The 24,373-nt window shown below is 65.4% G+C and carries 22 protein-coding genes and 2 pseudogenes; 8 read left to right on the plus strand and 16 right to left on the minus strand.

The window, feature by feature from the left end; genetic code table 11:
- Positions 1 to 109 precede the first annotated feature (109 nt).
- Together G3N64_RS05895 and G3N64_RS05900 are read left to right on the plus strand one after the other, a co-directional pair.
- Positions 110 to 1,078: an ABC transporter substrate-binding protein gene (locus tag G3N64_RS05895; protein ID WP_205782782.1), complete on the plus strand. Its 969-nt coding sequence runs from the start codon at positions 110 to 112 to the stop codon at positions 1,076 to 1,078.
- 52 nt (positions 1,079 to 1,130) lie between these two features.
- Entirely contained in the window at positions 1,131 to 2,225 is a 1,095-nt protein-coding gene (locus G3N64_RS05900; protein ID WP_205782783.1) for an LLM class flavin-dependent oxidoreductase, read from the plus strand.
- A 103-nt stretch (positions 2,226 to 2,328) separates the two neighbouring features.
- On the opposite strand, the gene G3N64_RS05905 is transcribed toward G3N64_RS05900, so the two are convergent.
- From G3N64_RS05905 to G3N64_RS05945, 9 genes are all read right to left on the minus strand, one after another.
- Positions 2,329 to 3,264 carry an ABC transporter substrate-binding protein gene (locus G3N64_RS05905; protein WP_205782784.1) on the minus strand — a complete coding sequence of 312 codons (936 nt, stop codon included), beginning with the start codon at positions 3,262 to 3,264 and terminating at the stop codon, positions 2,329 to 2,331.
- A 34-nt stretch (positions 3,265 to 3,298) separates the two neighbouring features.
- On the minus strand, positions 3,299 to 5,089 hold the full coding sequence (locus G3N64_RS05910; RefSeq protein ID WP_205782785.1) for an amino acid ABC transporter permease/ATP-binding protein: 1,791 nt from the start codon (positions 5,087 to 5,089) through the stop codon (positions 3,299 to 3,301).
- 64 nt (positions 5,090 to 5,153) lie between these two features.
- Positions 5,154 to 6,506 (minus strand): LLM class flavin-dependent oxidoreductase, encoded by a 1,353-nt coding sequence (locus G3N64_RS05915; RefSeq protein WP_205782786.1) that lies wholly within the window; start codon positions 6,504 to 6,506, stop codon positions 5,154 to 5,156.
- Between the two features lie 7 nt (positions 6,507 to 6,513).
- Positions 6,514 to 7,563 (minus strand): LLM class flavin-dependent oxidoreductase, encoded by a 1,050-nt coding sequence (locus G3N64_RS05920; protein ID WP_205782787.1) that lies wholly within the window; start codon positions 7,561 to 7,563, stop codon positions 6,514 to 6,516.
- A gap of 63 nt (positions 7,564 to 7,626) precedes the next feature.
- A complete protein-coding gene (locus G3N64_RS05925) occupies positions 7,627 to 8,574 on the minus strand; it encodes an ABC transporter substrate-binding protein (RefSeq protein ID WP_205782788.1) in 948 nt (315 codons plus the stop codon).
- Between the two features lie 56 nt (positions 8,575 to 8,630).
- Complete coding sequence (locus G3N64_RS05930) at positions 8,631 to 9,191, minus strand: GNAT family N-acetyltransferase (protein WP_205782789.1); 561 nt, start codon at positions 9,189 to 9,191, stop codon at positions 8,631 to 8,633.
- 496 nt (positions 9,192 to 9,687) lie between these two features.
- A complete protein-coding gene (locus G3N64_RS05935; RefSeq protein ID WP_205782790.1) occupies positions 9,688 to 10,608 on the minus strand; it encodes a recombination-associated protein RdgC in 921 nt (306 codons plus the stop codon).
- 229 nt (positions 10,609 to 10,837) lie between these two features.
- On the minus strand, positions 10,838 to 11,701 hold the full coding sequence (locus G3N64_RS05940; protein ID WP_205782791.1) for a class I SAM-dependent methyltransferase: 864 nt from the start codon (positions 11,699 to 11,701) through the stop codon (positions 10,838 to 10,840).
- Between the two features lie 96 nt (positions 11,702 to 11,797).
- On the minus strand, positions 11,798 to 12,691 hold the full coding sequence (locus tag G3N64_RS05945) for an NAD(P)/FAD-dependent oxidoreductase (RefSeq protein WP_205782792.1): 894 nt from the start codon (positions 12,689 to 12,691) through the stop codon (positions 11,798 to 11,800).
- 281 nt (positions 12,692 to 12,972) lie between these two features.
- Here G3N64_RS05945 and G3N64_RS05950 point away from each other — a divergent pair, with 281 nt between their 5' ends.
- The 3 genes and pseudogenes from G3N64_RS05950 to G3N64_RS05960 form a co-directional block, all read left to right on the plus strand.
- Positions 12,973 to 13,605, plus strand: coding sequence for a TetR/AcrR family transcriptional regulator (locus G3N64_RS05950; RefSeq protein WP_205782793.1), 633 nt, complete (start codon positions 12,973 to 12,975; stop codon positions 13,603 to 13,605).
- Positions 13,599 to 13,714, plus strand: a pseudogene (locus G3N64_RS05955) (IS5/IS1182 family transposase); the annotation flags it as partial. The gene G3N64_RS05950 and the pseudogene G3N64_RS05955, both read left to right, overlap by 7 nt.
- 117 nt (positions 13,715 to 13,831) lie before the next feature.
- Positions 13,832 to 13,963, plus strand: a pseudogene (locus G3N64_RS05960) (IS110 family transposase); the annotation flags it as partial.
- A gap of 334 nt (positions 13,964 to 14,297) precedes the next feature.
- Here G3N64_RS05960 and G3N64_RS05965 read toward each other — a convergent pair.
- From G3N64_RS05965 to G3N64_RS39635, 3 genes are all read right to left on the minus strand, one after another.
- On the minus strand, positions 14,298 to 14,942 hold the full coding sequence (locus G3N64_RS05965) for an NUDIX hydrolase (protein ID WP_205782794.1): 645 nt from the start codon (positions 14,940 to 14,942) through the stop codon (positions 14,298 to 14,300).
- A 161-nt stretch (positions 14,943 to 15,103) separates the two neighbouring features.
- A complete protein-coding gene (locus G3N64_RS05970; RefSeq protein WP_205782795.1) occupies positions 15,104 to 15,676 on the minus strand; it encodes a hypothetical protein in 573 nt (190 codons plus the stop codon).
- Positions 15,677 to 15,817: 141 nt separating this feature from the next.
- The gene (locus tag G3N64_RS39635) at positions 15,818 to 16,495 is read right to left on the minus strand and encodes a hypothetical protein (protein ID WP_241020796.1); all 678 of its coding nucleotides are present in this window, start codon (positions 16,493 to 16,495) and stop codon (positions 15,818 to 15,820) included.
- Between the two features lie 553 nt (positions 16,496 to 17,048).
- Between G3N64_RS39635 and G3N64_RS05980 the strand changes: the two genes are divergently transcribed.
- Positions 17,049 to 18,119, plus strand: a complete 1,071-nt coding sequence (locus G3N64_RS05980; RefSeq protein WP_205782825.1) for a hypothetical protein — start codon at positions 17,049 to 17,051, stop codon at positions 18,117 to 18,119.
- 86 nt (positions 18,120 to 18,205) lie between these two features.
- Here G3N64_RS05980 and G3N64_RS05985 read toward each other — a convergent pair whose 3' ends face one another.
- Both G3N64_RS05985 and G3N64_RS05990 read right to left on the minus strand, forming a co-directional pair.
- Positions 18,206 to 19,240, minus strand: coding sequence for a succinylglutamate desuccinylase/aspartoacylase family protein (locus G3N64_RS05985; RefSeq protein WP_205782796.1), 1,035 nt, complete (start codon positions 19,238 to 19,240; stop codon positions 18,206 to 18,208).
- 96 nt (positions 19,241 to 19,336) lie between these two features.
- A complete protein-coding gene (locus G3N64_RS05990; RefSeq protein WP_205782797.1) occupies positions 19,337 to 20,242 on the minus strand; it encodes a LysR family transcriptional regulator in 906 nt (301 codons plus the stop codon).
- Between the two features lie 118 nt (positions 20,243 to 20,360).
- Here G3N64_RS05990 and G3N64_RS05995 point away from each other — a divergent pair, with 118 nt between their 5' ends.
- Together G3N64_RS05995 and G3N64_RS06000 are read left to right on the plus strand one after the other, a co-directional pair.
- Entirely contained in the window at positions 20,361 to 20,942 is a 582-nt protein-coding gene (locus tag G3N64_RS05995) for a flavodoxin family protein (protein ID WP_205782798.1), read from the plus strand.
- Between the two features lie 89 nt (positions 20,943 to 21,031).
- A complete protein-coding gene (locus tag G3N64_RS06000) occupies positions 21,032 to 22,087 on the plus strand; it encodes an aldo/keto reductase (RefSeq protein WP_205782799.1) in 1,056 nt (351 codons plus the stop codon).
- Positions 22,088 to 22,279: 192 nt separating this feature from the next.
- On the opposite strand, the gene G3N64_RS06005 is transcribed toward G3N64_RS06000, so the two are convergent.
- Positions 22,280 to 22,555, minus strand: coding sequence for a hypothetical protein (locus tag G3N64_RS06005; protein ID WP_205782800.1), 276 nt, complete (start codon positions 22,553 to 22,555; stop codon positions 22,280 to 22,282).
- Positions 22,556 to 22,799: 244 nt separating this feature from the next.
- A complete protein-coding gene (locus tag G3N64_RS06010; protein WP_205782801.1) occupies positions 22,800 to 24,350 on the minus strand; it encodes a sensor domain-containing diguanylate cyclase in 1,551 nt (516 codons plus the stop codon).
- Between the last annotated feature and the right edge of the window lie 23 nt (positions 24,351 to 24,373).

Raw genomic sequence — 24,373 nt, forward strand, 5'->3', positions numbered from 1 at the left:
AAGCGGATCGACGTATCTTCACCGGTTCCATGCGTTCCGCCGGCCGCCGTGCACGGCGGACCACGAGGCGCCGCGATCGCGCGGCCGCCCGCCAACCCTCCGGGAGATCATGTTGCTGAGCCGAATCGTCACGGCACTCTTGCTGGCGCTTGCCGCGCAGCCGGGCATTGCCAAGGACACCGTCACGCTGCGCGTCGGTGAACAGAACTACTTCAACATCCAGGCATCGATGGAGGCGTCCGGCGTGCTGAAGGACCTGCCTTACACGATCGAGTGGAAGCATTTCCAGGCCGCCGCGCCGGTTGCCGAATCGCTGAACGGCAACGCGATCGACGTCGGCTTCCTCGGCGATTCCGCGCTGCTCACGCTGGCCGCGCGCGGTGCGCCGGTGAAGGTCGTGGCGGTGTCGCGGCAGAGCCTCGACGGCGTCGCGATTCTCGTCCCGAAGAATTCGCCGGTACGCACCGTGGCCGACCTGCAAGGCAAGACCATCGCGGTATGGCGCGGCGCGTGGAGCCAGCAGCTCGTGCTGCGCGCGCTCGAACACGCGGGCCTGCGCGCCGATTCGGTCAAATATGCGTACCTGATGCCGATCGACGCGACCAACGCGCTCGCGAACGGCTCAGTCGACGCCGTGTCGCTGTGGGAGCCGTTCGTCAGCACGCTCGCGTTGCGCCAGGGTGCGCGGTCGGTGACGACCGCGCAGGGGCTGATGCCGGCGCTGAGCTTCGTCGCGGCGAACGAGCAGGCCGCGTCGGGCAAACGTGCCGAGATCACCGATTTCCTGCGGCGCGTGGTTGTCGCCCGCCAGTGGGTCGACAGCCATCCGCGCGAGTACGCGGACCTGTGGGCGAAGCGCGCGAAGCTCGAACCCGACGTCGCGTACCGCTGGCTCAACAATGCTAGGCAGCGCGTCGGCCCGGTCGACGAGACGGCCGCGAAGGATGCGCAGAACACGGCCGATTTCCTGCACAAGGCCGGCGTGATTCCGGCCGCGTACGACACGTCGAAGCTGCTCGACCGCTCGTATGCAGGCGCGTTCGCGGCGCCCGCGCAGAAGACGGCCGCCGCGCAGTGACCGGCCGGCCGCACTCCCGAATCCCGATCAAGCACCACAAGGACACCCCGACATGCCAGTCGACATCATCGGCATGATCACCGCGACGCCCGGCGCGGAGGTCGACGTACCGGGCGGCGCGGCCGTCCAGCCCGATTACGTGCGCCGCTTCGCGCAGGCGCACGAGGCCGCCGGCTTCGACCAGATCCTGGTCGGCCATTTCAGCAACGCGGCGGACGGTTTCATCGTCGCGTCGTTCGCGGCCGCCGCGACCGAACGCATCCGCATCCTGCTCGCGCACCGGCCGGGCGTGATCGTGCCGTCGGCCGCCGCGCGGCAGATCGCGACGCTCGACGTGTTCAGCGGCGGCCGGCTCGCGCTGAACGTCGTGTCCGGCGGCGACGATACGGACCTGCAGCGCGACGGCGATTTCGTGCCGCACGATGCGCGCTACCGCCGCACCGGCGAATATCTCGACGTGCTGAAACGGATCTGGCTGGCCGACGCGCCGGTCGACCACGATGGCGCGTTCTACCGGCTGCGCGGCGCATCGCCGCTCGTGAAGGGCGCGCAACGGCCGCACGTGCCGATCTATTTCGGCGGCTCGTCGCCGGCCGCGCTGGCAGTCGCGGGCGAGCATGCCGATGTCTACATGACGTGGGGCGAGCCGCTCGCCGCGGTGCGCGAGCAGATCGCGCGCGTGCGGGCGGCGGCCGCGCCGTTCGGACGTGCGCCGCGCATCAGCGTGTCGTTCCGGCCGATCGTGGCCGACACCGAAGCTGCCGCATGGGAGAAGGCCGAGGCGATCCGCGAGCGCGTGCGCGCGGCGCGGCTCGCGAACGGCCAGCCGATCGCCGGCCATGCGCCGCAGAATGCGGGCTCGCAACGGCTGATGGCGGCCGCCGCACAAGGCGACGTGCTCGACGAACGGCTGTGGATGGGCGTCGCGAACCTGACCGGCGCGCGCTGGAATTCGACCGCGCTGGTCGGCACGCCCGAACAGGTCGCGCGGGCGCTCGGTGCGTATTACCGGCTCGGTGTAACGACGTTCCTGATTCGCGGGTTCGATCCGCTCGACGACGCGCTCGATTACGGGCGCGACCTGATTCCGGCGATTCATGCGCAGGTCGCGGAACTCGACCGGCATCACGCGGCGATGACGGCGTAGGCGCATCTCGGGCATCGCGGCGCAACGACGTACGGGACTGCTTCGATTCGCCCCGGCATTTCCGATGTGGCATGCCGGGGCGATGTCATTCGGGGCGTCGCGTTCAGAACGACGGCAACCCCGGCGGATTGGTCTCCGCGCGCGTGATCGCTTCGCTCTGCAAGCCCCAGCGCGCGAGCGCCTGCCCATAGCGGCCGCTGCCGATCAGCGCGTTCGTCGCGAGCGTCAGCGCGGGCGCGAGCCCGCTGCCGCGCCGCGTCGCGATCGCCACATCGGCGTTGGCCGGCCAGCCCGCATTGACGACGCCGACACGGCGGATCTTGCCGGTGCGCGCGGCCTCGTACGCGAGCGACGCGTTCGGGTTCAGCTCCGCATCGGCGCGGCCCGACAGCAGCGCGACGCGCGACGCCGCGTCGTCGTCGAAATAGAGCAGCTCGGCGGGCTTCAGCCCCTGCGCCTCGTTGCGCTTGTTCCATTCGAGCAGGATGCGCTCCTGGCTCGTCCCCGCGCCCGTGATGATGCGCAGGCCGGCGATATCCTTCGGCTCGGCGAGCTTCGCGATCGGGCTGCCGGTGCGCACGTAGAAGCCGTGCAGCCCGAGCCGGTAGGTCGTGAAATCGTATTTCTCCTTGCGCTTCTCGGTCACGCCGACGTTCGAGATCACCGCGTCGTACTTGCCGGACGTCAGCCCGAGCGGCCAGTCGGCCCACGCGATCGGCACCAGCGCGAGCGTGCGGCCGAGCGCGTCGGCGACGAGTTGCGCATAGTCGGGATCGGCGCCGACCACGGTGCGCGCGTCGGTTGCGTAGGTCGACACGGGCGGCGCGTGCGGTGAAATCGCGACCGTGAACGCGCCGTCGCGTACCCAGCGGTAGCCGGCTGCCTCACGAACGGCTGCATCATCGCGTGTCGCGCGAATGCGGCCGGCCTGGCGCGGGTCGAGATCCGCGGTCGCGGCGGCTGCATGCGCCGCGTGCCATGGAAGGCTGCCTGCTGCCGCGACCAGCGCGGCGGTCATGAACTGGCGTCGGTCGGTCATCGTGCGGTACCTCGCAGGTCGGGAGCGGCGCGCATCACAGCACCCGCGACAGGAACGCACGCGTGCGCGGATGCGTCGGCGCATCGAGCACGACGGCCGGCGGCCCCGCCTCGACGATGCGCCCGCGCTCCATGAACAGCACGTTGTCCGCGACTTCGCGCGCGAAGCCGATCTCGTGCGTGACGATCACGAGCGTCGTGCCCGAGCGCGCGAGTTCCTTGATCACGTCGAGCACCTCGTTGACGAGCTCGGGATCGAGCGCCGACGTCGGTTCGTCGAACAGCAGCACCTTCGGGCGCAGCGCGAGCGCCCGCGCGATCGCGACGCGCTGCTGCTGGCCGCCGGACAACTGGCGCGGGTACGCATCGGCTTTATCCGCGAGGCCGACGCGCGCGAGCAGCGTGCGGGCGATGCGCTCGGCCGCGTCGCGCGTGATGCCGCCGACGACGACTGGCGCTTCCACCAGGTTTTCGAGCACCGTCAGGTGCGGGAACAGGTTGAAGTTCTGGAACACCATCCCGACGGCCGTGCGCCGCGTCAGCACGTCGCGTTCCTTCAGCTCGTAGAGCACGTCGCCGTCGCGGCGATAGCCGATCAGTTCGCCGTCGATGTCGATGAAGCCGTCGTCGACGCGCTCGAGATGGTTGATCGTGCGCAGCAGCGTCGACTTGCCCGAGCCCGACGGCCCGACGATCACGGTCACGCTGCCGCGCGGCGCGACGAACGACACGTTGTCGAGCACGCGCTGCATGCCGAACTGCTTCGATACGCCATGCACGGCCACTTCGCCGCCGGCGCGCGGCGCGGTGGCGGTCGCGGCGTCGCCATCGCCGTGAGCCTGCGCGCTCGATGCCGCGTGACGGGACGCGACGCGCCGCCACAGCACGCCGAGGCGCGCGAGCGCAAACGTGATGACGGACGGCGGCGGGTTGCGCAGCGCACCGCGCGCATAGTGCCGCTCGACCTGCACCTGGATGGCCGACAGCACGGTCAGGATGATCAGGTACCAGACGGTGGCGACCATCAGCAGCGGAATCACTTCGAGATTGCGGCGATAGATCACCTGCACCGTATAGAACAGCTCCGGCATCGCGAGCACGTAGACCATCGACGTGCCTTTCGCGAGCATGATCAGGTCGTTGAACGCGGTCGGCAGGATCGCGCGCATCGCCTGCGGCAGCACGATCCGCGTGGTCTGGCGGCCGCGCGGCAGCCCGAGCGCGGCGGCTGCTTCGAGCTGGCCCTGGTCGACCGCGAGAATGCCGCCGCGGATCACCTCGGCGGAAAACGCCGCGTGGTGCAGCGTGAGGCCGAGCACGGCTGCGAGGAACGGGCTGATCAGGTCGGTCGTCGGCGTGTCGAACCATACGATGTCGGTGAACGGCACGCCGAGCCGCACATGCTCGTACAGGTAGCCGAGGTTGTTCAGGATCAGCAGCAGCACGATCAGTGGAATCGAACGGAACAGCCACACGAAGGTCCATGCGCTCGCCGACAGCAGCCGCGAACGCGACAGCCGGGCCAGCGCGACGAACGCGCCGAGCACGAGGCCGAACACCGCGCCGAGCAGCGTCAGCACCAGCGTGCGCGCGAGCCCCGACAGCACCGGCGGCGACAGGAACCATTCGACGAACACCGGCCAGCCCCATTGCGGGTTGCCGAGGATCGAGTGCAGCACGATCGCGATCAGCGCGACGGCGAGCACGGTGCCGGCCGTGCGCGACCGGTGGCGTGCGGGCACGATCCGGAAACGCGTGCCGGCGTCGCGCGCACCGGGGGAAGAGAGCGGCGGCAGTGCGCCGCCGAGGTGGGTCGTGTCGCTCATGTCGGTGGAAATCCTCGAATCGGTCGGGCGGGCGCGCCGCGCCCGGGCGGCGCGGCGGCGGGTGTCAGGCGTGCGCTTCGGCCGCCGTTTCGTGCGACGCGCCAGGCGCCGCATGGCGGCTGGCCTTGCGCGGCAGGCCCAGGTGGTCGCGCAGCGTCGCACCGGGCAGGTCGCGGCTGTAGCGGCCGCGTGCCTCGAGCACCGGGATCACGAGTTCGACGAAATCCTCGACGCCCTGCGCCTGCACCGCGAAGCCGAGGATGAAGCCGTCGCCGGCGCCCGCGTCGTGCCAGCGGATCAGCTCGTCGGCAACCTGCTCGGCCGTACCGATGAAGTTCGGGCGCGGCGTGGCGACCGCGAGCGCCGTCTCGCGCAGCGACAGGCCTTTCTGTTTCGCGTCGGCCTTGATCCGGTCGGTGGTCGAGCGGAAGCTGTTGCGGCCGAGCTCGCCGAGTTCCGGGAACGGCGCATCGAGCGCGTACTGCGTGAAATCGTGGTGATCGAAATAGCGGCCCAGGTACGCGAGCGCCTCGTCGATCGTCAGCAGGTCGCGGATCGCCTGGTATTTGTCTTCGGCCTCGGCAGCCGTGCGGCCGACGATCGGCCCGACGCCGGGGAAGATCTTCACGTCGTTGCCTTGCCGGCCATGCTCGATCGCGCTCTGCTTCACGCGCCGCGTGAACGCGGCCGTTTCGTCGAGCGACGGCGAATGCGTGAACACGGCATCCGCATACTTGCCCGCGAGCCCGATGCCGGTGTCGGACGAACCGGCCTGGAAGATCACCGGCTGCCCCTGCGGCGAGCGCTGGATGTTGAGCGGGCCCGCGACCTGGAAGAAGCGGCCATGGTGATCGAGCGTGTGGAGCTTGTCGCGGTCGAAGAAGCGGCCGGTCGCGCGGTCGCGCACGAATGCGTCGTCGTCCCAGCTGTCCCACAGGCCCTGCACGACGTCGAGGTATTCGTCGGCGATCTCGTAGCGCAGTTCGTGATCGGGATGCGCCTTGCCGAAATTCTTCGCGGTGCCTTCGAGCGGCGTCGTCACGACGTTCCAGCCCGCGCGCCCGCCGCTGATCGCATCGAGCGACGCGAGCTGCCGGGCGACCGTGAACGGCTCGCTGTACGACGTCGAGATCGTGCCCGCGAGGCCGATCTTCTTCGTCGCGACCGCGAGCGCCGACAGCACGGTCAGCGGCTCGAAGCGGTTCAGGAAGTGTGGGATCGACTTCTCGTTGATGTAGAGGCCGTCCGCGACGAACGCGAACGCGATGCCGGCGGCTTCCGCCTGGCGCGCGATGCGGATCGCGAAGTCGAGGTTGATGCTTGCATCCGGCGGGTTGCTCGGGTGCCGCCATGCGTTCATGTGGCTGCCTGCGCCTTGCAGCATCAGGCCGAAGGGGATCGATCGTCGGGTGGTCATGGGCGCGTCACGTGTTCTGGTCAGGGGTAAGGGAGTGGTCGGCCGCGAGGGCCGACTGCAACGGCGTGGCCGACAGCGCGCCGCCGAGCCATTCGGCCGACGCGAGCCGCGCCGCGTAGTCGGTTACCGGCGAATCGATCACGAACGCATCGACGTCGAGCCGCCGGCTCAGCGCATCGAGCGCGCGGTGCACGCGTTCGGGCGTATCGGCCAGCACCGTCGGGCGCAGCTCGTCGATCCGGTAGTCGGACGCGCCGCTCTGCCGCGCGAATTCGGCGGCCGCCTGCGCGCTGGCGAGATTGAAGCTCTGGCCGCCCACGAACTGCAGCTTGAAGATCTTCAGCGGCCCGATCAGTTGCTCGGCCGCGTCGCGTGTCGGCGCGGCCACCGCGTACAGCGCGACCAGCGGCCGGGTGCCGCCCGCGCTGCGGTACGCGTCCAGCGAGCGTTCGATATTCGCGTCGTCGCCGTTGAAATGTCCCGCGTAGCAGAAGCGCCAGCCGTTGCGCGCGGCGAGCGCGCCGCTGTCCGGCGAGCCGCCGAGCAGGATGCGTTCGGGTGGCTGAGGCGGCACGGGCAGCGCGACCGCGCCGGCGAGCGGGTGATCCTCGGCGACGCCCCAGCCGAGAAACGCGTCGAGTTCCGCCAGCTGGCCGGCGAAGTCCGGCTTGCGCGCCTTGTCGTGGAACCACTGCAGCGCGCGCGTGGTCAGCGGCAGTCCGCCGGGCGCCTTGCCGATGCCGAGATCGACGCGGCCCGGTGCGAGCGCGGCCAGTACCTTGAACGTCTCGGCGACCTTGAACGGGCTGTAGTGCTGCAGCATCACGCCGCCCGAGCCGACGCGGATGCGCGACGTGTGCGCGAGCAGGTGCGCGACGACGATCTCCGGCGCCGAGCTCGCGAAAGCCGGCGTGCCGTGATGCTCGGCGACCCAGAAGCGCTCGTAGCCGAGCTGTTCGGCGCGCTGCGCGAGCGTCGTGGTGAAGCGCAGCGCGTCGGCGGCGTTCGCGCCGTCGGCGATCGGACTCTTGTCCAGCAACGAAAGCGAGTAAGACATGATGGGCGGCGTTCCTGCGTGAGCGTGAAGTGAGCGTGAATGGACGGTGAGCGGGCGCGGCGCTCAGCTCTTCGGCAGCCCCGGCGGATTCGTGCGCGACTGGTCGATCGCTTCCGATGCGAGGTTCCAGCGGTCGAGTACCTGCTGGTAGCGGCCGCTCTTGATCAGCCCGTTCAACGCGACGGTGAGCGGATCGGCGAGCCCGCTGCCGCGTCGCGTCGCGATCGCGATGTCGGCCGTGCGCGGCCAGCCGCCGCTGATCGCCCCGACGAGCCGTGTCTTGCCTTGCTGCGCGCTCTGGTACGCGAGCACCGAGTTCACGCTGAACACGACATCGGCGCGGCCCGACTGCACGGCGACGATGCGCATCGCCTGGTCGTCGTAGTACTGGATCTGCACGGGTTTCAGCCCGTGCGCGACGTTCTCGCGATCCCACGCGAGCAGGATCTTTTCCTGGTTGGTGCCGGCGTCGGTCACGACACGCAGCCCCGCGACGTCCTTCGGCTCGCGGATCGCCTGGATCTTGCTGTCGTTGCGCACGTAGAAGCCGACCTGGTCCTTGCGATAGGTCGAGAAATCGAACTTCTGCTTGCGTTCCTCGGTGACGGTGACGTTCGAGATCACCGCGTCGACTTTCCCCGATTCGAGCGCGAGCGGCCAGTCGGCCCACGCGAGCGCGACGATCTTCAGCTTGCGGCCGAGGCTGTCGGACACGAGCTGGCCGACGTCGGCGTCGAAGCCGATCACGGTGCGCGCGTCGGTCGCATACGAGCTGATCGGCGGCAGGCTCGGCGCGACGCCGATCGTCAGCGTGCCGGGTTCGGCGAACTTGAACGACGCGGGCACCGCGCGCTCGACCGCCGCATCGGCCACGCCGCGCGGGCGGCCGCGCTGTTCGGGGCTCAGGTCGAACGTCGCGGCGGCTGCGGCCGCGGTGAACGCGGTCAGGCCGATCAGCGCGGCGGCCAGCGTGCGCGCGGCACGGGAAGAAAGCGGTACGGCTCGTTGCATGAAAGCGTCCTGTGGTGACAAGCGGTGAGCGGAGGGCGGCAGGGGCGCGGTCGCGGTCAGCGCGGCAGCACCGGTTCGGGCACGGGCGCCCACAGGTCGGTCAGCGTCGACGTGCGCGACGGATCGGCGAGATCCTTGCCGAACCGCAGGTGGAAATACGCTTCGGGGTCGATCGACGAATCGAACAGTCGCGTATAGCCGGTGCGGTCGTACAGCGCCCATGCTTCGGGCTGGCGAAAACCGGTGGTCAGGTAGAGGCGGCGATAGCCTTGCTGCGCGGCGCGCAGTTCGAGCGCCTCGACGATGAGGCGTGCCAGGCCCTGGCGGCGCAGGTCCGTGCGGGTCCAGATGCGCTTGAGCTCGGCGGTCTGCGCGTCGTAGCGCTTGAACGCGCCGCCGCCGATCGTCTCGCCGTCGCGCAACAGCAGCACGAAGGCACCTTCGGGCGGCGCGAACAGTTCGGCCGGGTAGCGCGCGAGCTCATCGCGTGCGGACGCGTGGCTGTCGGGGCGATACGCGTTGTAACGGGTCGAATACTCGTCGATCAGCGCGTCGATCAGCGGTTGCGCGCGGACGTCGAGCGGTGTCGTGTCGATGATGCGGTCGGTCGTGGCCATGGGCATCGCGAAGGGCGCGCGATGCGGACGTTCCTGGCGGGGTGCGGGCACGCGGCCCGTCCGGTCTGTTCCGTTATCGCGGCGCGGTTGTCGTGATGGCGGCGGCTGGTGCGCATCCTGCTGCGATGCAAATGGCGGGCCGCCGCCGTTTTGAACACGTTAGCGGCGCGGCCGGCAAAGGCGAACGAAGCAATTTCGATAAGGATTTCGCGGGTGGTGTAAGAAGGCTTGCAGGGGGAGTGGGGTGGGGCGAACGGGCGGGGTGGGAGCCGCGCCCGTTCGATACGTGCATGATATGGATGACTGCCGTGGACTGGCGGGGTGTCGTTGTTTCGATGACCTGCCGGCCATGCCGATTCGGGGTTGTCTATTCAGGGGCCAGAGGCGCGAGCGCCCGGCCGCGACCCGCCGCCACGGTGGCGACGGTCTTCCTCGAATCATCGCGTCGGCACGACGCCCCGCCGTCGCGGGGCGATGATCCTCGACGACGACGGCGTCAGGCTGCCGCCTGATGAATCGCGCCCTGCTGATCGCCACCCAGGATATCGACGAGATCGGTCAGCATTCGCGCCAATTCCCCTGTCATCAACGTGAAATCCGAATCGAAGCGTTCGTCGTCATTTTGCGCGGTGGGATCCGCCGCTTCCTTGATCACGTCGAGCGGCGTGACGCGCTTGATCGTCAGCGACGGTGTCAGCACGAACGAGATTCGGTCATCCCAGGTCATCGCGAGGCGCATGCATTGTTTGCCGGCTTCGATGTGCCGGCGCATGTCGTTCGCTTCCAGCGCGTGGCCGACGTATCGCACCGTGGCGCCGCCTTCGCCGCTCGAGCGCAACTCGGCGTCCTGGTCCACGGTGAAGCCCCCCGGCGCGTCGCCCGACAGCAGCCAGTCCGTCATCGCGGCCACCGGCGAACGGGCCACCTGAACGCCGGCGAGCGGCAACGTGTCGATGGATTTGACGAGCAGGCCGCGAACGTCGTCGGCAAGTGCCTGTGCCGCCGCATCGATGACGAGCCAGCCGTTCGCCGTATCGATCCACACGCGGGTATCGCGGCGAATGCTGAACGCGCGCGGCAGCAGTTCGTCGGTCACCTGCTCCTTGAGTTCGCGCAGTTGTTTTCGGCCGACCTTGAAGCCTTGCTGCTCCTCGACTTCAAGCGCACGCGCTTTGGTGACCTGATTGACGACCGATGCCGGGAGCAGCTTCTTTTCGGCGCGAAACAGCAGCAGCATCTGCCGGTTGTTCGAATACACGAGCGCGCCGTCGTCACGCGGCGACGCCCATCCGGCGCGCTGCATTTCGACGCTGCTGCCGGGCTGGAACGCGTGAGGCGCCAGCCATTTTTCCATCTGGTCGGGGGTGACGGCCCAAGGGGCGGGAAGACGATGAAGCTGAAGGTTCTTGAACCACATAGGGGGGGCGGGCAAAGCGCGTCATTCTATATGACGGTGACGGTTGCCGACCACAAACTGCCGGTCACATGCGCCGCCGGCAGGCCGCTCAGGCGTCGGCTCTGCTTCGCAACCGGCCGTCTGATTGTCACAAGGCGAGCGCTCGTTCATCGGCCAGACGGGACATCAATCTGAGCGGCCAACGACGCCCAGCTCTACCGAGCGGGGGCGTCGACCCTGTTCATTCCTGTCAGCTTGCCGGATTGCGTGCCGTGACGATCCACGCCGCGCCGTCGATCATCACCGACCGCTCGCCGGGGAGGTCTGCGAAGGCGGCACGAACCGCGGCCGAGGCGCGGGCGCGGATGTCGTCGGGCTGATCAGCGAGCACACGCGACAGCGGGCCGACCTCGAGCGTCATCTTCACCGCGTCGTCGATCGCAGCGTCCCGCGTTTCGCCCTCGCCGAACGGGACGGAAGCGTCGAAGGGCGCGATAGCGATATCGGTGAAGCCGGCCGCTGTCAGGATGCGCGCCACGCGCCCCCGGTCGCCGAACGAAAACGGGCCGGGCGCTTCGGGATCGGGCAGCGCGGTCGGCGGGACGATGCCCTTGAGCGCGCCCACCGGCAGGCGCATCCAATCGTTCTCGGCCGCGCCGCGCCAGCAGACGAAAGCGACCCGCCCGCCCGGCCGGAGTGCGCGTCGCATATGGGCGAACGCCCCTGTCGGATCGTCGAAGAACATCACCCCGAAACGCGAGAACAGGATGTCGAACGCGCCCTCGGGAAACTCGGCGCCGCTGGCGTCGGCCACTATGAACAGGGCCGGCGTGTCCTGTGGCGCAAGCGCGCGCGCTCGGCCGATCAGCGGTTCGGATATGTCCACGCCTAGCACTTGGCCCCCCGCGCCGATGCGGGCAGCCAGAGCCAGACTCGACGCGCCCGCGCCGCAGCCGATGTCCAGCACGCGCTCACCCGTCGCGGGTGCGGCGGCTTCTATCGCGGCCTGACCGAACACTGCCACCATAGCGTCGAGCCGGGCTTGGTTGGCGACCCAGCGTTCCCCGCTTTGACCATTCCAGTCACCGACCTGATCTGCACTTTGCTCTGCCATGTCGTCCCCTTGACTCGACAATCCGTCCTTCACCGCGCCGATCTACGCCAACCTTTTGAAGGCGACGACGCGACGGGAGAAGGGGAATCTGCGCTCTCAAACCACCATTGACTGCTGGGCGAAGATGCCCGCCATCGCGCCCTGCGATGATGCTTGCGTGACCGAGGGCAAGAAGGGTGTGGCGAGGTCACCAGCGGCGTAGATTCCGGGCATGCTGGTTTCGCGGCGCTCGTCGACCTTGAGGACGATGCCGGTGGGCGTATCGACCGTGGCGAGGCCCAGTGATTCATGCAGGCTTGCGGACGGCTTGTTGCGCGGATGGGCGAACAGGACGTCGACTGCGACGTTGCGGCGGGTATCGAGATTGACGGTGGCGATATGGCCGTTCTGGTGGGCGATTTCGACGATCCGGCCATCGACGAGAGGTATGTTGCGGCGCGCCAGATCGGCCTGGATATCGGGCGCAATGTCATGACCATCGGTGAAGACAGTCAACTTGTCAGTCCAATCGCGGAACAGCCTGGCAGACTGGTACGACTGCGGGCTGGACCAAACGAGGCCCCAATGCTGGCCGGCGACTTCAAAGCCGTCGCAATAGGGGCAGGGCACGATGGACGTGCCCCAGCTTTCGGCAAAGCCTGGAACATCAGGCATCTGGTCGGCGACGCCATAGCTCAGGATCACGCGGCGCGCCCTCAGGCTTTCGTGATCGTCAGTGACGACGCAGAAATCGTCGATGGTGCCAGACACGCCCTCCGCCCGGGCATTGACCAGGCTGATTGCTGGATAGCGCGACAGCTGCTGCCGCGCCTCGACCAGGATGTCGAGCGGCGGCTTGTGATCGTGGCCGAGCAAGCCATGCGAGTGGCCGGCAAAGCGGTTGCGCGGCCGGCCGGTATCGAGAACGATGACCTTGCGGCGGGCACGGCCAAGCTGCAGGGCGGCAGCGAGGCCGGCAAAGCTGCCGCCGATGATGACGACGTCATTCATGGTGATGCGCTCCGTGTTGTGGATGGAGGGGTGGGCTGGGCGCGGTGTGCAATATCGCCCGGCGGTACGCGCTTGAAACGGCCAGCGAGCAGGGCTTTGACATTGGCAAGAAAGTTGCTCATGGCTGTAGTGATCGGCCTGACAATGCTGCACTCGATATCGCCGGGGCCCGGGGAACCTCATTTGGACAACCGGTTGAAACCTACCCTTGGCTTGCACATTGCGATACTGTTTGGTATCGTAATGTGAGAATTTGAATACTGTCAAGTACTGGAATTGACGTGACCGAAAATAGCCAGGGCCGGCGCGGCCGGCCCGCCAACGAGGCGCTTCGCCAAACGATCGTCGACGCTGCCTGCGAACTCTTTGTGGAATTGGGATTTCAAGCGACGACCATGGACAAGGTTGCGCAGCGCGCGAAGATATCCAAGCTCAGCATCTATCGGCACTTCGAGAACAAGGAGGCGCTGTTCAGCGCGGCCATGGCGGCCCACTGCCAGCAGTTTGCACCGCAGACCCTTACCGAAGGCATCGCCGGTTCGGCTGAAGATCAGCTCATGGCGGTGGGATCATCGCTGCTTCGCACGCTGTTGAGTCCGGACGTCCGCAGTGTCGAAGCCATGGTTTTGGCCGACAAGACGAATCAAAGGTCGTTAAGCAAGCTCCATTACGAAGCCGGGCCCGCCCATGTCATCGCCCAAATCGAGGCCGTGTTGCGTCAGTTGCACGCGAAAGCGATGCTGAACGTACCCGATGCTCACCGGTCCGCCCGCTTGTTTGGCGCGCTCTTCAAAGGATCCGATCTGCTGCTTGTCGCACGCTTCGATGAGGCGAGGGCAACTGACGACAACGAAATCGAATCCTATTGCCGGTCGGCCGTCGCCATGTTCATCGCCGCGCACGGTGGCATCTAAAGGTGCGCTATCGCGGCTTGATGAAGAACCCGCAGAGTTGCACACGCTGTTCGCTCTGAGCAATCTGTGGATGACGCGCGAACGATTGATGCGCGAGGCCGCTGCATGAGCGCAAAAGCCGCCGGTGCGGGCAGGCAACCGCCGCCTTCCTTATGCCGAACGTCGCGCTGCATTCGAGCCAGGTGCCGCACCGCTCGGTGACAACTTTAATTTGGCCTACGGCAATCTGATGAGGCGACGCAACGCCAATGTCGCCGCCGTCGCGCTGGCAAACAAGAACACGCGCATTATCTGGGCACTCCTAACGCATGATCGTGAGTTCCGTCCCGACTACACGGTTGCTGATACGGCTGCGTAGTCGGGACAGCACGCAAGCAACGCAACAACGTTTGAGGAGCATCAAACCACCGATTGCTCAGGCGATCAGAAAGTGATGGCGAGACAGGTGAGACCGTGGTCAAGGGAATCTGTGTAGACCAACGTGCCGTTGAGCACGCTATTTTGCTGAGATCTTGACCAGCATATCCCATCAGGGACAGCCGGCTTGTGCCGGAATTAAAGTCCGGATGCATGGCGGCAATCCTAACCTTCAAACCGTCGCAGATGAAAGCTTGGCAAACCGGGGGCGTCCATGCATGGTCTACGCCTTGCGCCTGCATTTAAATCCTGAAAATAGCATTCACCAGAAAATCTTACACCTTGCGATTGAGAATGTGAAAACACAAATACTCCAAAATGCAGTAATACCAACCTATATCATCATCGTTCTTCATTGATTCTATCTTGGCCCAGTCATTTTTATTAGAAAAGCTCCAGCGCCAAACCCATTTCAGCTCGTTATCAGCCGGCCACTCTTTTATACCGTGCTTTCTTGCATATAAAGTTATTTCTGAATAAGTCTCAATGCCCCTGCGCATAATCGCCCCGACAATATCCCTGGAATTGAGTAGGGCGATTTCTGATATATTGCTCCACGTATTTTTCACATCTTCTTCGCTTGCGCAAAAATATACTGCCGCAAAAGCAAAGCTCGTTGCATTGGGTGGCAATGCCTCACCCTTCACATTGAATTTCACTGTTTTCGGTGGATTATTGTCGGGGCTAGGCGGCAAATTGAATCCGGTTTCCTCCAAGAACTCGCGCCTAGCACCGCGCTCGATGTTGGCTTCCTCCAGCTTGCCTCCAGGCAATGCATATTCCCCAGGGCCGCTATTTATCGTCCACCCAAGCGCATTAACCTTCCCCCCGTCGGCCTGGGTATAGTATGACTTCATCTGCTTTTTAGCCATTAGAAACGTACCGCTCTTATCGTATAAGACGGCATAAACAGAAGCCATGATGCCTCCACAATTTGATTTTACGCGCGATGCCGTTCAGCATTGATTTAGACTGCCGAACAATTGAGTTGCGAGATTTGACCGATCTATTTCCGCTCTGCCGATGGCGGGCTACGCCCGCCACCAGTGTCCCCAACAGTTGAGGCTCACGAAATTTAAGCTCAGCCCTGCACTGTGAGTACCTTCCATGTGCCGCTGCCGCCGTCACGATTGGCAAGACGCGAACCCGTGACCAAAAACTGGAAGGGCTTATTATTACCTGCGCCGTTGGTGTCCAGAACGCCTGCCAAATTATTAAAATTAGCTACCAAAATGATGTTGTCTTCGTAATTTAGGCCAACATCTTGGCCGCTTTTTTTGGTGGTAATAATGATGGTCCAGTTGATGGTAATCAGAGAATTGCTGGTGTCAGTGGTTGTTGCTACGGGGTAGCCAGAATTATTCGGGGGATAGCTGTTGAATAGTGCCAAATTACCACCGTCACTGGCATTTACCAGGGTAATCGTATCGCCACTGTAAACGGAGCTGCCATCACCAGAGGATTCCACCAACCCTATTGTCCATTGCGTTTCATTTACATAGTCGCTAAATGACTTATACGTTCCAATGGGGTCCAGGGCGCCAGTTGTGCTCGTGGTCTGTTTGGTATTGATGCCGAGATAGCTGGGATTATTTGCGCCTCCGTAAAGATTGCCAATGCGGATATTTGATCCATATTGCACATAATTTGACATTTTCATTCTCCGGTTTTCAATTTGACGACAAGTGCGACCTGGTCATCATGATTTTGGCAAAAAATTCAAATTACACTTGAATTCACGGCGCAACATAAGAAATCTTGCGCACAACAAATCTAGTGGCTCGCGTGCGGAAGATCAATTACACTCAATTACACGAAATAAGTATAAATTAAGAAACAAAATAACTCGCCATTCAGCAATAACGAGTACCCCACATAGCACGCACCAAAAACAACCGGAAGGCGTGTTGCCGCGCACCCAGCGGTCGCCCTGCTCAAGGGTCTGCGCGAGCCGCCGCAAGATCGCAGCGGCCGCAGGCGACGGCGTGTTGTCGACCTGCCGAGCACGCGCGGTATCGCTGCGCGTAAATTCCTTGAGTGTGAAGTGCGGTGTGAGTTGCATGTGGCGATCCAAACGAAAAAGGCCGCACACGGCGGCCAGAAAGAAGATGACGGTGTTGCTGTTACAGCTCGTCAGGCCCGGTCGCTGCAACGGGCTTCCGTTGCTTGCCGGGCCAACGCGACATCGGCGCGACCCGAAGTCGTGGCGTGCCAATTGCGAAGCGCTTCGGCTCCCCATCTCTCCAATCGAGCGCCGCGGCGCGCACAAGCCCGGTCCAAGCCTGCCCATCGTCCGAGCACTGAATTTCGAGCGTCTGCGGATTACGGAGCCCGTTGCGAAACATGAGCGGCACCAGCACCAGCGCCATCTCGTCGACTCGCGCTCCGCGCCAAAATCCATCTCGATCCACTGGCTGACCGGATTCGCAATTCCGCTCGTCCACGCGTCGGCAACAGCCTGCGGATCGGCCATCGGGATTGTCCGGAACGTCAGCGCGGCAGAACGTCCGTTGTATGTCGAGCTTTCCGCTGTGATTGCCCCGTCGTACGCGAGTCGCTGCCTGCGCCGGTACATCCAGACGCGGCCGATCGACATGTATTCCCGCACATGCGGGCTTTTTCGTTTAACCGGAACGAATCAGATATAGAGAATACGTATCCCGACGAACCACAGAATCCATTGCGCGACGACGGCACCGGCAAGGTAGACGACGTATCTATGCGCCGGTCGGCGACGTGCAAAGAGAAAAAAGCGAGCACGCCAAATAGGATGGGCGGACCAAAGAGGTGCCCCCAGGCCGTGCCTCGACGATTGTAGTTGCCCTGGATTTGCCTGCTAACCGAGCGGCAAGTGACCGTTGCGCCCAAAAAGCAGTCCTCACGGTACTGGGCATCGACCGGTTGAATCCACCGTCGGCATGCGCCATCGGAGCGGCGCCGGGCTGAAATCGACGAGCAAGAGACAATCGACGGATGTATCGAGATTGACGACAATGAAAGCCATTCCAACAGAGGGCAAAAAAATAATGATGACTTCCGGCGACGGCCTGACCAGTCCAGCGCGGCTCCTGCGACTCGCGTCGTGGGTGATTGCGATCGTCTTCGCGGTCTTTCTGAACATGCTCGGCAGCCTTGTGATCCGCGACATGGCGTTCGCGCCGAGCGGCGGCCCGCCCGTCATCGAGCAATTCGCCGATGCCCAGGCAAAGGCGCGGCTGGACGCGGCGCGGCGCCGTCTGCAGGCGCAGCACGACGCGCTTGTCGAGAAGGCCGACACGATGGAAGTGGCGCGTGGCCGCGCCGCGAAGGAGTACGCGGCCGAGAAGGAGAGTTTCCGCAACTGGCTGGCAACCCGCTCGGTGACAGGAGACAGTGCGAGGGACCCGGACATTCTGGCCAGAACGCACAAGCTCGATACGCTCCAGGCCGTGGTGGTCAACTGGCAGCATCAGATCGATGCGATCGGCGACCAGCAACGGGCACTGACGTCGCAGCAGACTCGAGTGGACACGCAAATCGCCGAAGCGGACGCCGCAGCCGAACGGCGCTTCGACGAGGCAACACGGCACTACGAGATGCAAGTGTTCGGGCTGCGGCTGGCGCTGACGTTACCGATACTGCTGGTTGCGATCTGGCTGTTCATCCGCTACCGCAAGGTGCGCTACTGGCCTTTCGTGTATGGGTTTGGCCTGTTTGCACTGAGTGCGTTTTTCATTGAACTGGTACCGTACTTGCCGAATTTCGGCGGCTATGTCCGGGTTCTGGTCGGCATTGCGCTCACGGTATTCGCCGGCCTTTACATGATGAAGGCATTTCAGCGCTATGCAGAGCGCAAACGGCTCGAATTGCAGCAGGATCAGGGCGCACGCGCGCGTACGATCGGATACGAAAAAGCCGTTCGGTCACTCGAAAAAAAGCGCTGCCCGTCCTGCGACAAACAATGGAATCTCGGCGGCGACGATTCCACGTTCTGCGTACATTGCGGATTGAGGCTTTTCAATGTATGCGAATGCGGCGGCCGGAATTTCTTCTTCTTCCCGCATTGCCATCAATGCGGTGCTGCGCAGGGCAACGAGTTGCCAGGGTCGTCCGGCTGACGGTCGGCATATGCACGGGCGCCGGCGTACGACGGTTGCGGCGCGTTGCCGATATCCTTCGCGGGGGCGGGTTGCGCCAGTCGCGATCACTCGATGACACGTGGCGGCGTCGACAGCTCCGCCAGCTGAAACAGGCAATCCCCCCGTCGCACCTGCGCAGGCACGCGCTTGCACACGACCTCGCCATCCCCCTTGAACCGGTGCAACACCGGTTCGCGCAACGGCGTATCGGGGAAATGCACCCACGCGGCCGGCTGTCCGGCCTTCACCTGGTCGCCGAGTTCGACAAGCGGCTCATACAGCCCGCGCTCGTACGCATAGACGAAATGGCGATCGCCGTCGACGCGCATGAAGCGCGTGACGGTCGGCGGCGCGTCGGGCACGAGCGCGCCGTGCAGCAGCCCGATATAGCCGAGGTAATGCAGCAGGCCGTGACGGCCGAGTCGGATCAATGACGGATCGGCCATGCCGGCACCGCCGAGTTCGGTCACGATCGAGATCGCTCCTTGCCGGCGCGCAGCCGACGCCGAGTGCACGGGATTCGGCGCGTGCAGCAGCGCATTCTGCAACCCGAACGCGACCAGCAGCCCGTTGAGCCTCGCGGCTTCGTCGGCGTCGAGCGGATCGATCGCGAGCATGTTGCCGCCCTGGTACAGCAGCGAGCTGCCGCCCGAGTGCAGGTCGACCAGATACTGCGCGCGCGACAGCAGCGCGTGCTCGATGTAGTGGGCGATCATCTGCGTCGGCGTGCCGGTCGGGTCGCCGGGGAAGCTGCGGTTCAGGTTGCCTTCGTCGAGCGGCGACACGCGCAGGCCCGCATCCGCCGCCGGGAAATTCGCCATCGGCAGCAGGATCAACTGTCCGCTGACCATCTCGGGTTCGATCTCGCGCATCAGTTGCGACACGATGATCTGGCCTTCGTACTCGTCGCCGTGGTTGCCGGCCATCACGAGCGCGACGGGGCCGTCGCCGTTGCGGATCGACGCGATCGGGATCGGCAGCCAGCCATAGGCCGAGCGGTGCACCGAGTGCGGCAGCCGCAGGTAGCCCGCGTGCTTGCCTTGCGCGTCGAGATCGATTTCGCAGTGAATGGGATTTCGGGGTGAGGAGGAGGCGGTCATGGCAGCGTCGTTCGATGAACCGAATCTGCCATCTTATCGGGAAACGGCTGTGGCGCGGCGCGCCGGGCGCGTGCAACGCCGAACGTCCACACGCCCTCAATCGAAATACGGCGCCAATACCCGTTCGATCCAGTCCATGAACGCCCGGACGCGCGGCGAGAGATTGCGCCGATGGGCCACGACGAGCGACGCGGCGAGCGGTTCCGGGCGCAGGTCGGGCAGCACCTCCACCAGCGCGCCGCTTGCGACGTGATTGGCGACCCCTGAATAGCCGGCCTGGATCAACCCGATGCCGGCAAGCCCCGCCGCGTGATAGGTCTGCACGTTGTTGACCTGCATCGCGCTCGGCAGCGCAAGCGTCGCATAGCCGTCACCGGTCGGATATTCCCAGCCGGCATGTCTGGCACCGAGCGTCAGCGAGTAGTGGACCATCCGGTGTCCGTGGCGGAGCAGATCGTCGAGCGTGTGCGGTACGCCATACCGCGCCAGATAACCGGGGCTTGCCGCATTGATCATGCGCAGCCGGCCCAACGGTCGGGCAATCAGCGTCTCGTCCACGATGGGACCCAGGCGGATCACGCAATCGAATCCTTCCTGCACGAGATCGACACGCCGGTCGGTGCTCGACAGCTCCAGTTCCAGCTCCGGATGTGCCGCGATCAGTTGCGGGAGCGCGGGAACCACGACGCTGCGTGCCAGCTCGGTCGGCATGTCGACGCGCAACCTTCCCCGCAGGCGTGTGCCGTCGCGGGAGAACATCGATTGCAGTTCCTGGACGTCGGCCAGCAGGTCCCGTGCGCGTGAATAGAACGCGCGGCCGTCGTCGGTCAGCTGCACGCTCCGCGTCGTTCGATGCAGCAGCGCAACCCCCACGTCGCGCTCGAGTTGACGGATCACCATCGAGACACGTCCCTTCTGGATACCGAGGCTTTCGGCCGCACGCGTGAAGCTCGTCATTTCGGCGACACGCGCAAAGATCAAAAGCGCATCGAGGTTTTGCATTGTTCACTCACGGAGTAACAGAACGTTCAATCGGTCGTCATTTATAACTCAGTTGTGACCCAGTAGAGTGCTTTCCGACGTCGTCACCCGACGACAACCTCGACGGCAGGGCACAACCATGACGCAACACATTTCTCCGGTTACGACGGCCGTGGTCTACCACTCCGGCTATGGACATACTCGACGGCTGGCCGCGGCGGTCGCCGAGGGGGCCGGCGCCGTACTCGTCGCCATCGACGCCGACGGCAACATTGCAGCGGACGCGTGGGACACGCTGGCCGGCGCCGATGCGATCCTGTTCGGCTCGCCGACCTACATGGGCGGGCCCAGCTGGCAGTTCAAGAAGTTCGCCGATGCGTCGTCGAAAGCCTGGTTCGACGGCACGTGGCGCAACAAGATCTTCGGCGGCTTTACCAACAGCGCGAGCCTCAACGGCGACAAGCTCAATACGCTCGAATACTTCGTGCTGCTGGCCGGGCAGCACGGGGGGATCTGGGTGAGCATGGACATCAAGCCGGCGAACCTGAAGGCGTCGGCGCGTGACGACCTGAACCGCATGGGCTCCTATATCGCGCCGATGGCGCAGACGCCGGCCGACGCGTCGCCTGACGAGATGTCGCCGGGGGATCTCGAGACCGCACGCCGCTATGGCGCACGCGTCGCGACGATCGCCGGACGGTTTCGGGCCGGGCAGCGCTGAATCAACCATCCACTGAAGTCCTTGCGTGCGCGGTGCGCCGGCCCGGACGCCGCCGCATTTTTTCCCGCCGAGCCTGAAGGAAAACGACCATGAAATACAAGCGACTGGGCCGCACCGGCCTGTATGTCTCGGAGCTGTGTCTCGGCACGATGACCCTGGGCGGCAATGCGGATGCCGGCATGTGGGCGGCGATCGGCGCGCTGGATCAGCGCGACGCGACCCAACTGATTTCCCGCGGACTGGACGCGGGAATCAACTTCATCGATACCGCCGACATCTACTCGTTCGGCGAATCCGAACGCCTCGTCGGACAGGCGCTCCGGGACCTCGGCGTCCCGCGCAACGAGATCGTGCTGGCGACCAAGACGGCCGGCGCGATGGGCCCGAAGCCCAACGATCAGGGGGCGTCGCGCGGCCACATCATGGATTCCGTGCAGCGAAGCCTGGAACGCCTCCAGGTCGACCATATCGACCTGTACCAGATACACGCCAGCGATTCCGTCACACCGGTCGAAGAGACGTTGCGGGCGCTCGACGATCTGACGCGCCAGGGGCTGGTTCGCCATGTCGGCGTGTCGAACTGGCGCGCCGGAAAAATCGGTAAGGCGCTCGGCCTCAGCCAGGGGCTCCATGCGACGCGCTTCGAGACGCTGCAGGCCTACTATTCGATCGCCGGACGGGACGTGGAGCGCGAACTGGTGCCGCTCGCGATCGACGAGCAGATGGGGCTCCTCGTCTGGTCTCCGCTCGCCGGCGGGCTGCTTTCGGGGAAGTTCGGCCCCGGTGCGCCGACCGAGGAAGGCTCACGACGCAGCCATTTCGACTTTCCGCCGGTCGACCTCGAGCGAGCGTGGCCGTGCGTTGCCGCGATGCGCGCCATCGCCGACGCGCATGGGGTCTCGGTTGCCCGGATCGCGCTCGCCTGGCTGCTTGCGAAGCCGCACGTCACGAGCGTCATCATCGGCGCCAAACGGGTCGAGCAGCTCGAAGACAACCTCGGCGCGGTCGATGTCGTCCTGACCGGTGACGAGCTTGCGTGTCTGGACACCGTAAGTGCGTTGCCACCCGCCTATCCTGGCTGGATGATCGATCGTCAGGCGGCGGGCAGGGTGCCGCGGCCTTTTACGGGCGTCGCGTCGAAATAGGATGGTGACGCCACGTTCGAGCCGGGTGGTTGTAAAACCGGCCGGTGTCGAACTGCGCAGGTTCATCGTGATCGCCGAGGACGACGCGCGAGACCACGCGGATGTTGCAGCGATGCACGCAGGCCGGCCGCATTCGTGTGTCGGATTTCGCGCCGCCCCCTTGCTGCGACAGGGCTGGCGCGCGCAGCCGGCTTACCGGCCCGATGTTTCAGCTTCGAGACGTCCTTCTTCCCACAGTGCCCAGAAGCGGCTGCCGGCGCGATACGGATTCCCGCGGCGCGCGTCGTGATCGGCGATGCCCTGGCGAAATGCGCCGTACAGCGTCAGCGGCGGATTGTCGACGCATCGGGCTTCGCGTGCGGCCGGCATGCGGCGCTCGGAAACGAGCCGGCGGATCAGCGATGCGCCGTCGATCACGTCCAGTTCGTCGATGGTTTCGCTGCGGCTGAGGACTTCGACGGTATTCATGTTGAGTCTCCCTGACAACCTGTTTCCCTGACAGGGAGCAAAATGAGTGCCAGGCTTGAAAAGCCTTGCGCTGCTTCGATCGTGCCGGCTTCTGCAGTCAACGTGACGGGTGACGAACGGCGATGTTACGGAACACGTCACGTGACACGCGAACGCGCGGCGCCGCGCGCGGCCATGCAAAGCGTTTCGGATTTGAATCGTCGGGAGGCGGCGGAGGCGGGAGAAAGCGGGCTGCGCAGCCGGGTCAGCTCACGGTGGCCGGCGCGACGCGGCGGCTGCCGCTCGAATAGAAGCGGTAGATTCCCTTGCCGGCCGACTTCGCGTCGTACAGCGCGCTGTCGGCCTGCCGGATCAGTTCGTCGGGCGACCCGTGCCCGTCGTCGAGCGCGATGCCGATGCTGATCCCCAGGTTCACGGTCTCGCCGATCGACAGCGTGTACGGCGCCGAGATCTGCCGGATGATGCGTGCCGCGAGGAGCGAGCACGCGTGCATCGTCGTGTCGTCGAGCGCGACGACGAACTCGTCGCCGCCGATCCGCGCTGCCAGTTCGCCGGGCGGCAACGTCTTGCCGAGCCGCTCGGCGACCTGCGTCAGCACGTCGTCGCCGGCCTGGTGGCCGAACCGGTCGTTGATCGCCTTGAAGCCGTCGAGGTCGAGATACATGACGGCGAGCGACGGGCCCGGCATGCGCGGCCGGCGCGCGAGCATCCGCTTGAGCTGGGCATGCAGTTCGTGGCGGTTCGGCAAGCCCGTCAGCGCATCGTGCCGCGCGAGATGCCGGATATGCTGCTCGGTCTGTCGGCGCGCGGTGACGTCCTCGACGATGATCACCGCGTTGCCGTCCGGCACGCGGTGGCGCGTCAGTTCGAGCTGGCGGCCGTCGGCGAGTACGACATCGAGCGGCATGGGTTCGTCGCAGGTCAGCCAGATCTCGCACTGCGCGGCGAGACTGGCGCCGCCGGGATCGGTCGCGTCGTTCGCGCCGAGCGCGGCGACGACGGCGGGCAGCGGCGTATGGAGCATGATCTCGCGCGGCGAGCCGAACAGTTGCGCGGTGCGCCGGTTCGCGACGATCACGCGGCGCTCGCCGTCGATCATGCACAGGCCGTGCGGCATATAGGTGAGCGCGGCGTCGAAGCGCGCGACGAGTTCGGCGTTGCGCTGGCGCGCGGCGATCAGCGCGACGAGCACGCGATAGTGACGCTGGACGACCGTGCGCATCGCGGCGAGATAGATCGCGAGCGGCGGCAGCAGCAGCCACGCGCCCGACCGGTGGGCCAGCAGCGCGCCCATGCCGATCGGCAGCACGCCGAGCGTGACCTGCATCATCGCGAGCCGCGGCAGCGCCGAATTGCGCGACGCGATCCCGCCGAACACGCCGCCCGCGACCATCACCGACAGCGTGCCAAGCTCGACGTCGACCGCCTGCACGCAGCCCATCACGCCGAGGCCGAGCACGAAGCACGCAACGAGCGATACGGGCGCATAGCGCATCGCCCAGTATTCGGCGCGGTCGTCGCCGGCGTCGCGCTGAACCGTGTACGCACGCGCGATCAAGAGCCGCGCGGCGAGCAGGGCGATGTCGACGATCAGCCACACGAGGCACCAGAGCTGCTGCAACCGGATCAGCGCGACGGCCGCGACGAAGCCGCTCGCGAGCCCGGAGAGCGCCATCGGGCGGACGTCCTCGAACAGGGTAACGAGCATCGACGGGCGCAGCGCGTCCGTCACACGGTGATTGCCGGAGGGGGGAGTGGCGAGAACGGAGTGCAGGAGAGAGGCCCTGACTGCCATGGTTTTTAACCTCGACACGATGT

This window comes from Burkholderia sp. Ac-20344 (genome assembly GCF_017104975.1).
Taxonomy (GTDB): domain Bacteria; phylum Pseudomonadota; class Gammaproteobacteria; order Burkholderiales; family Burkholderiaceae; genus Burkholderia.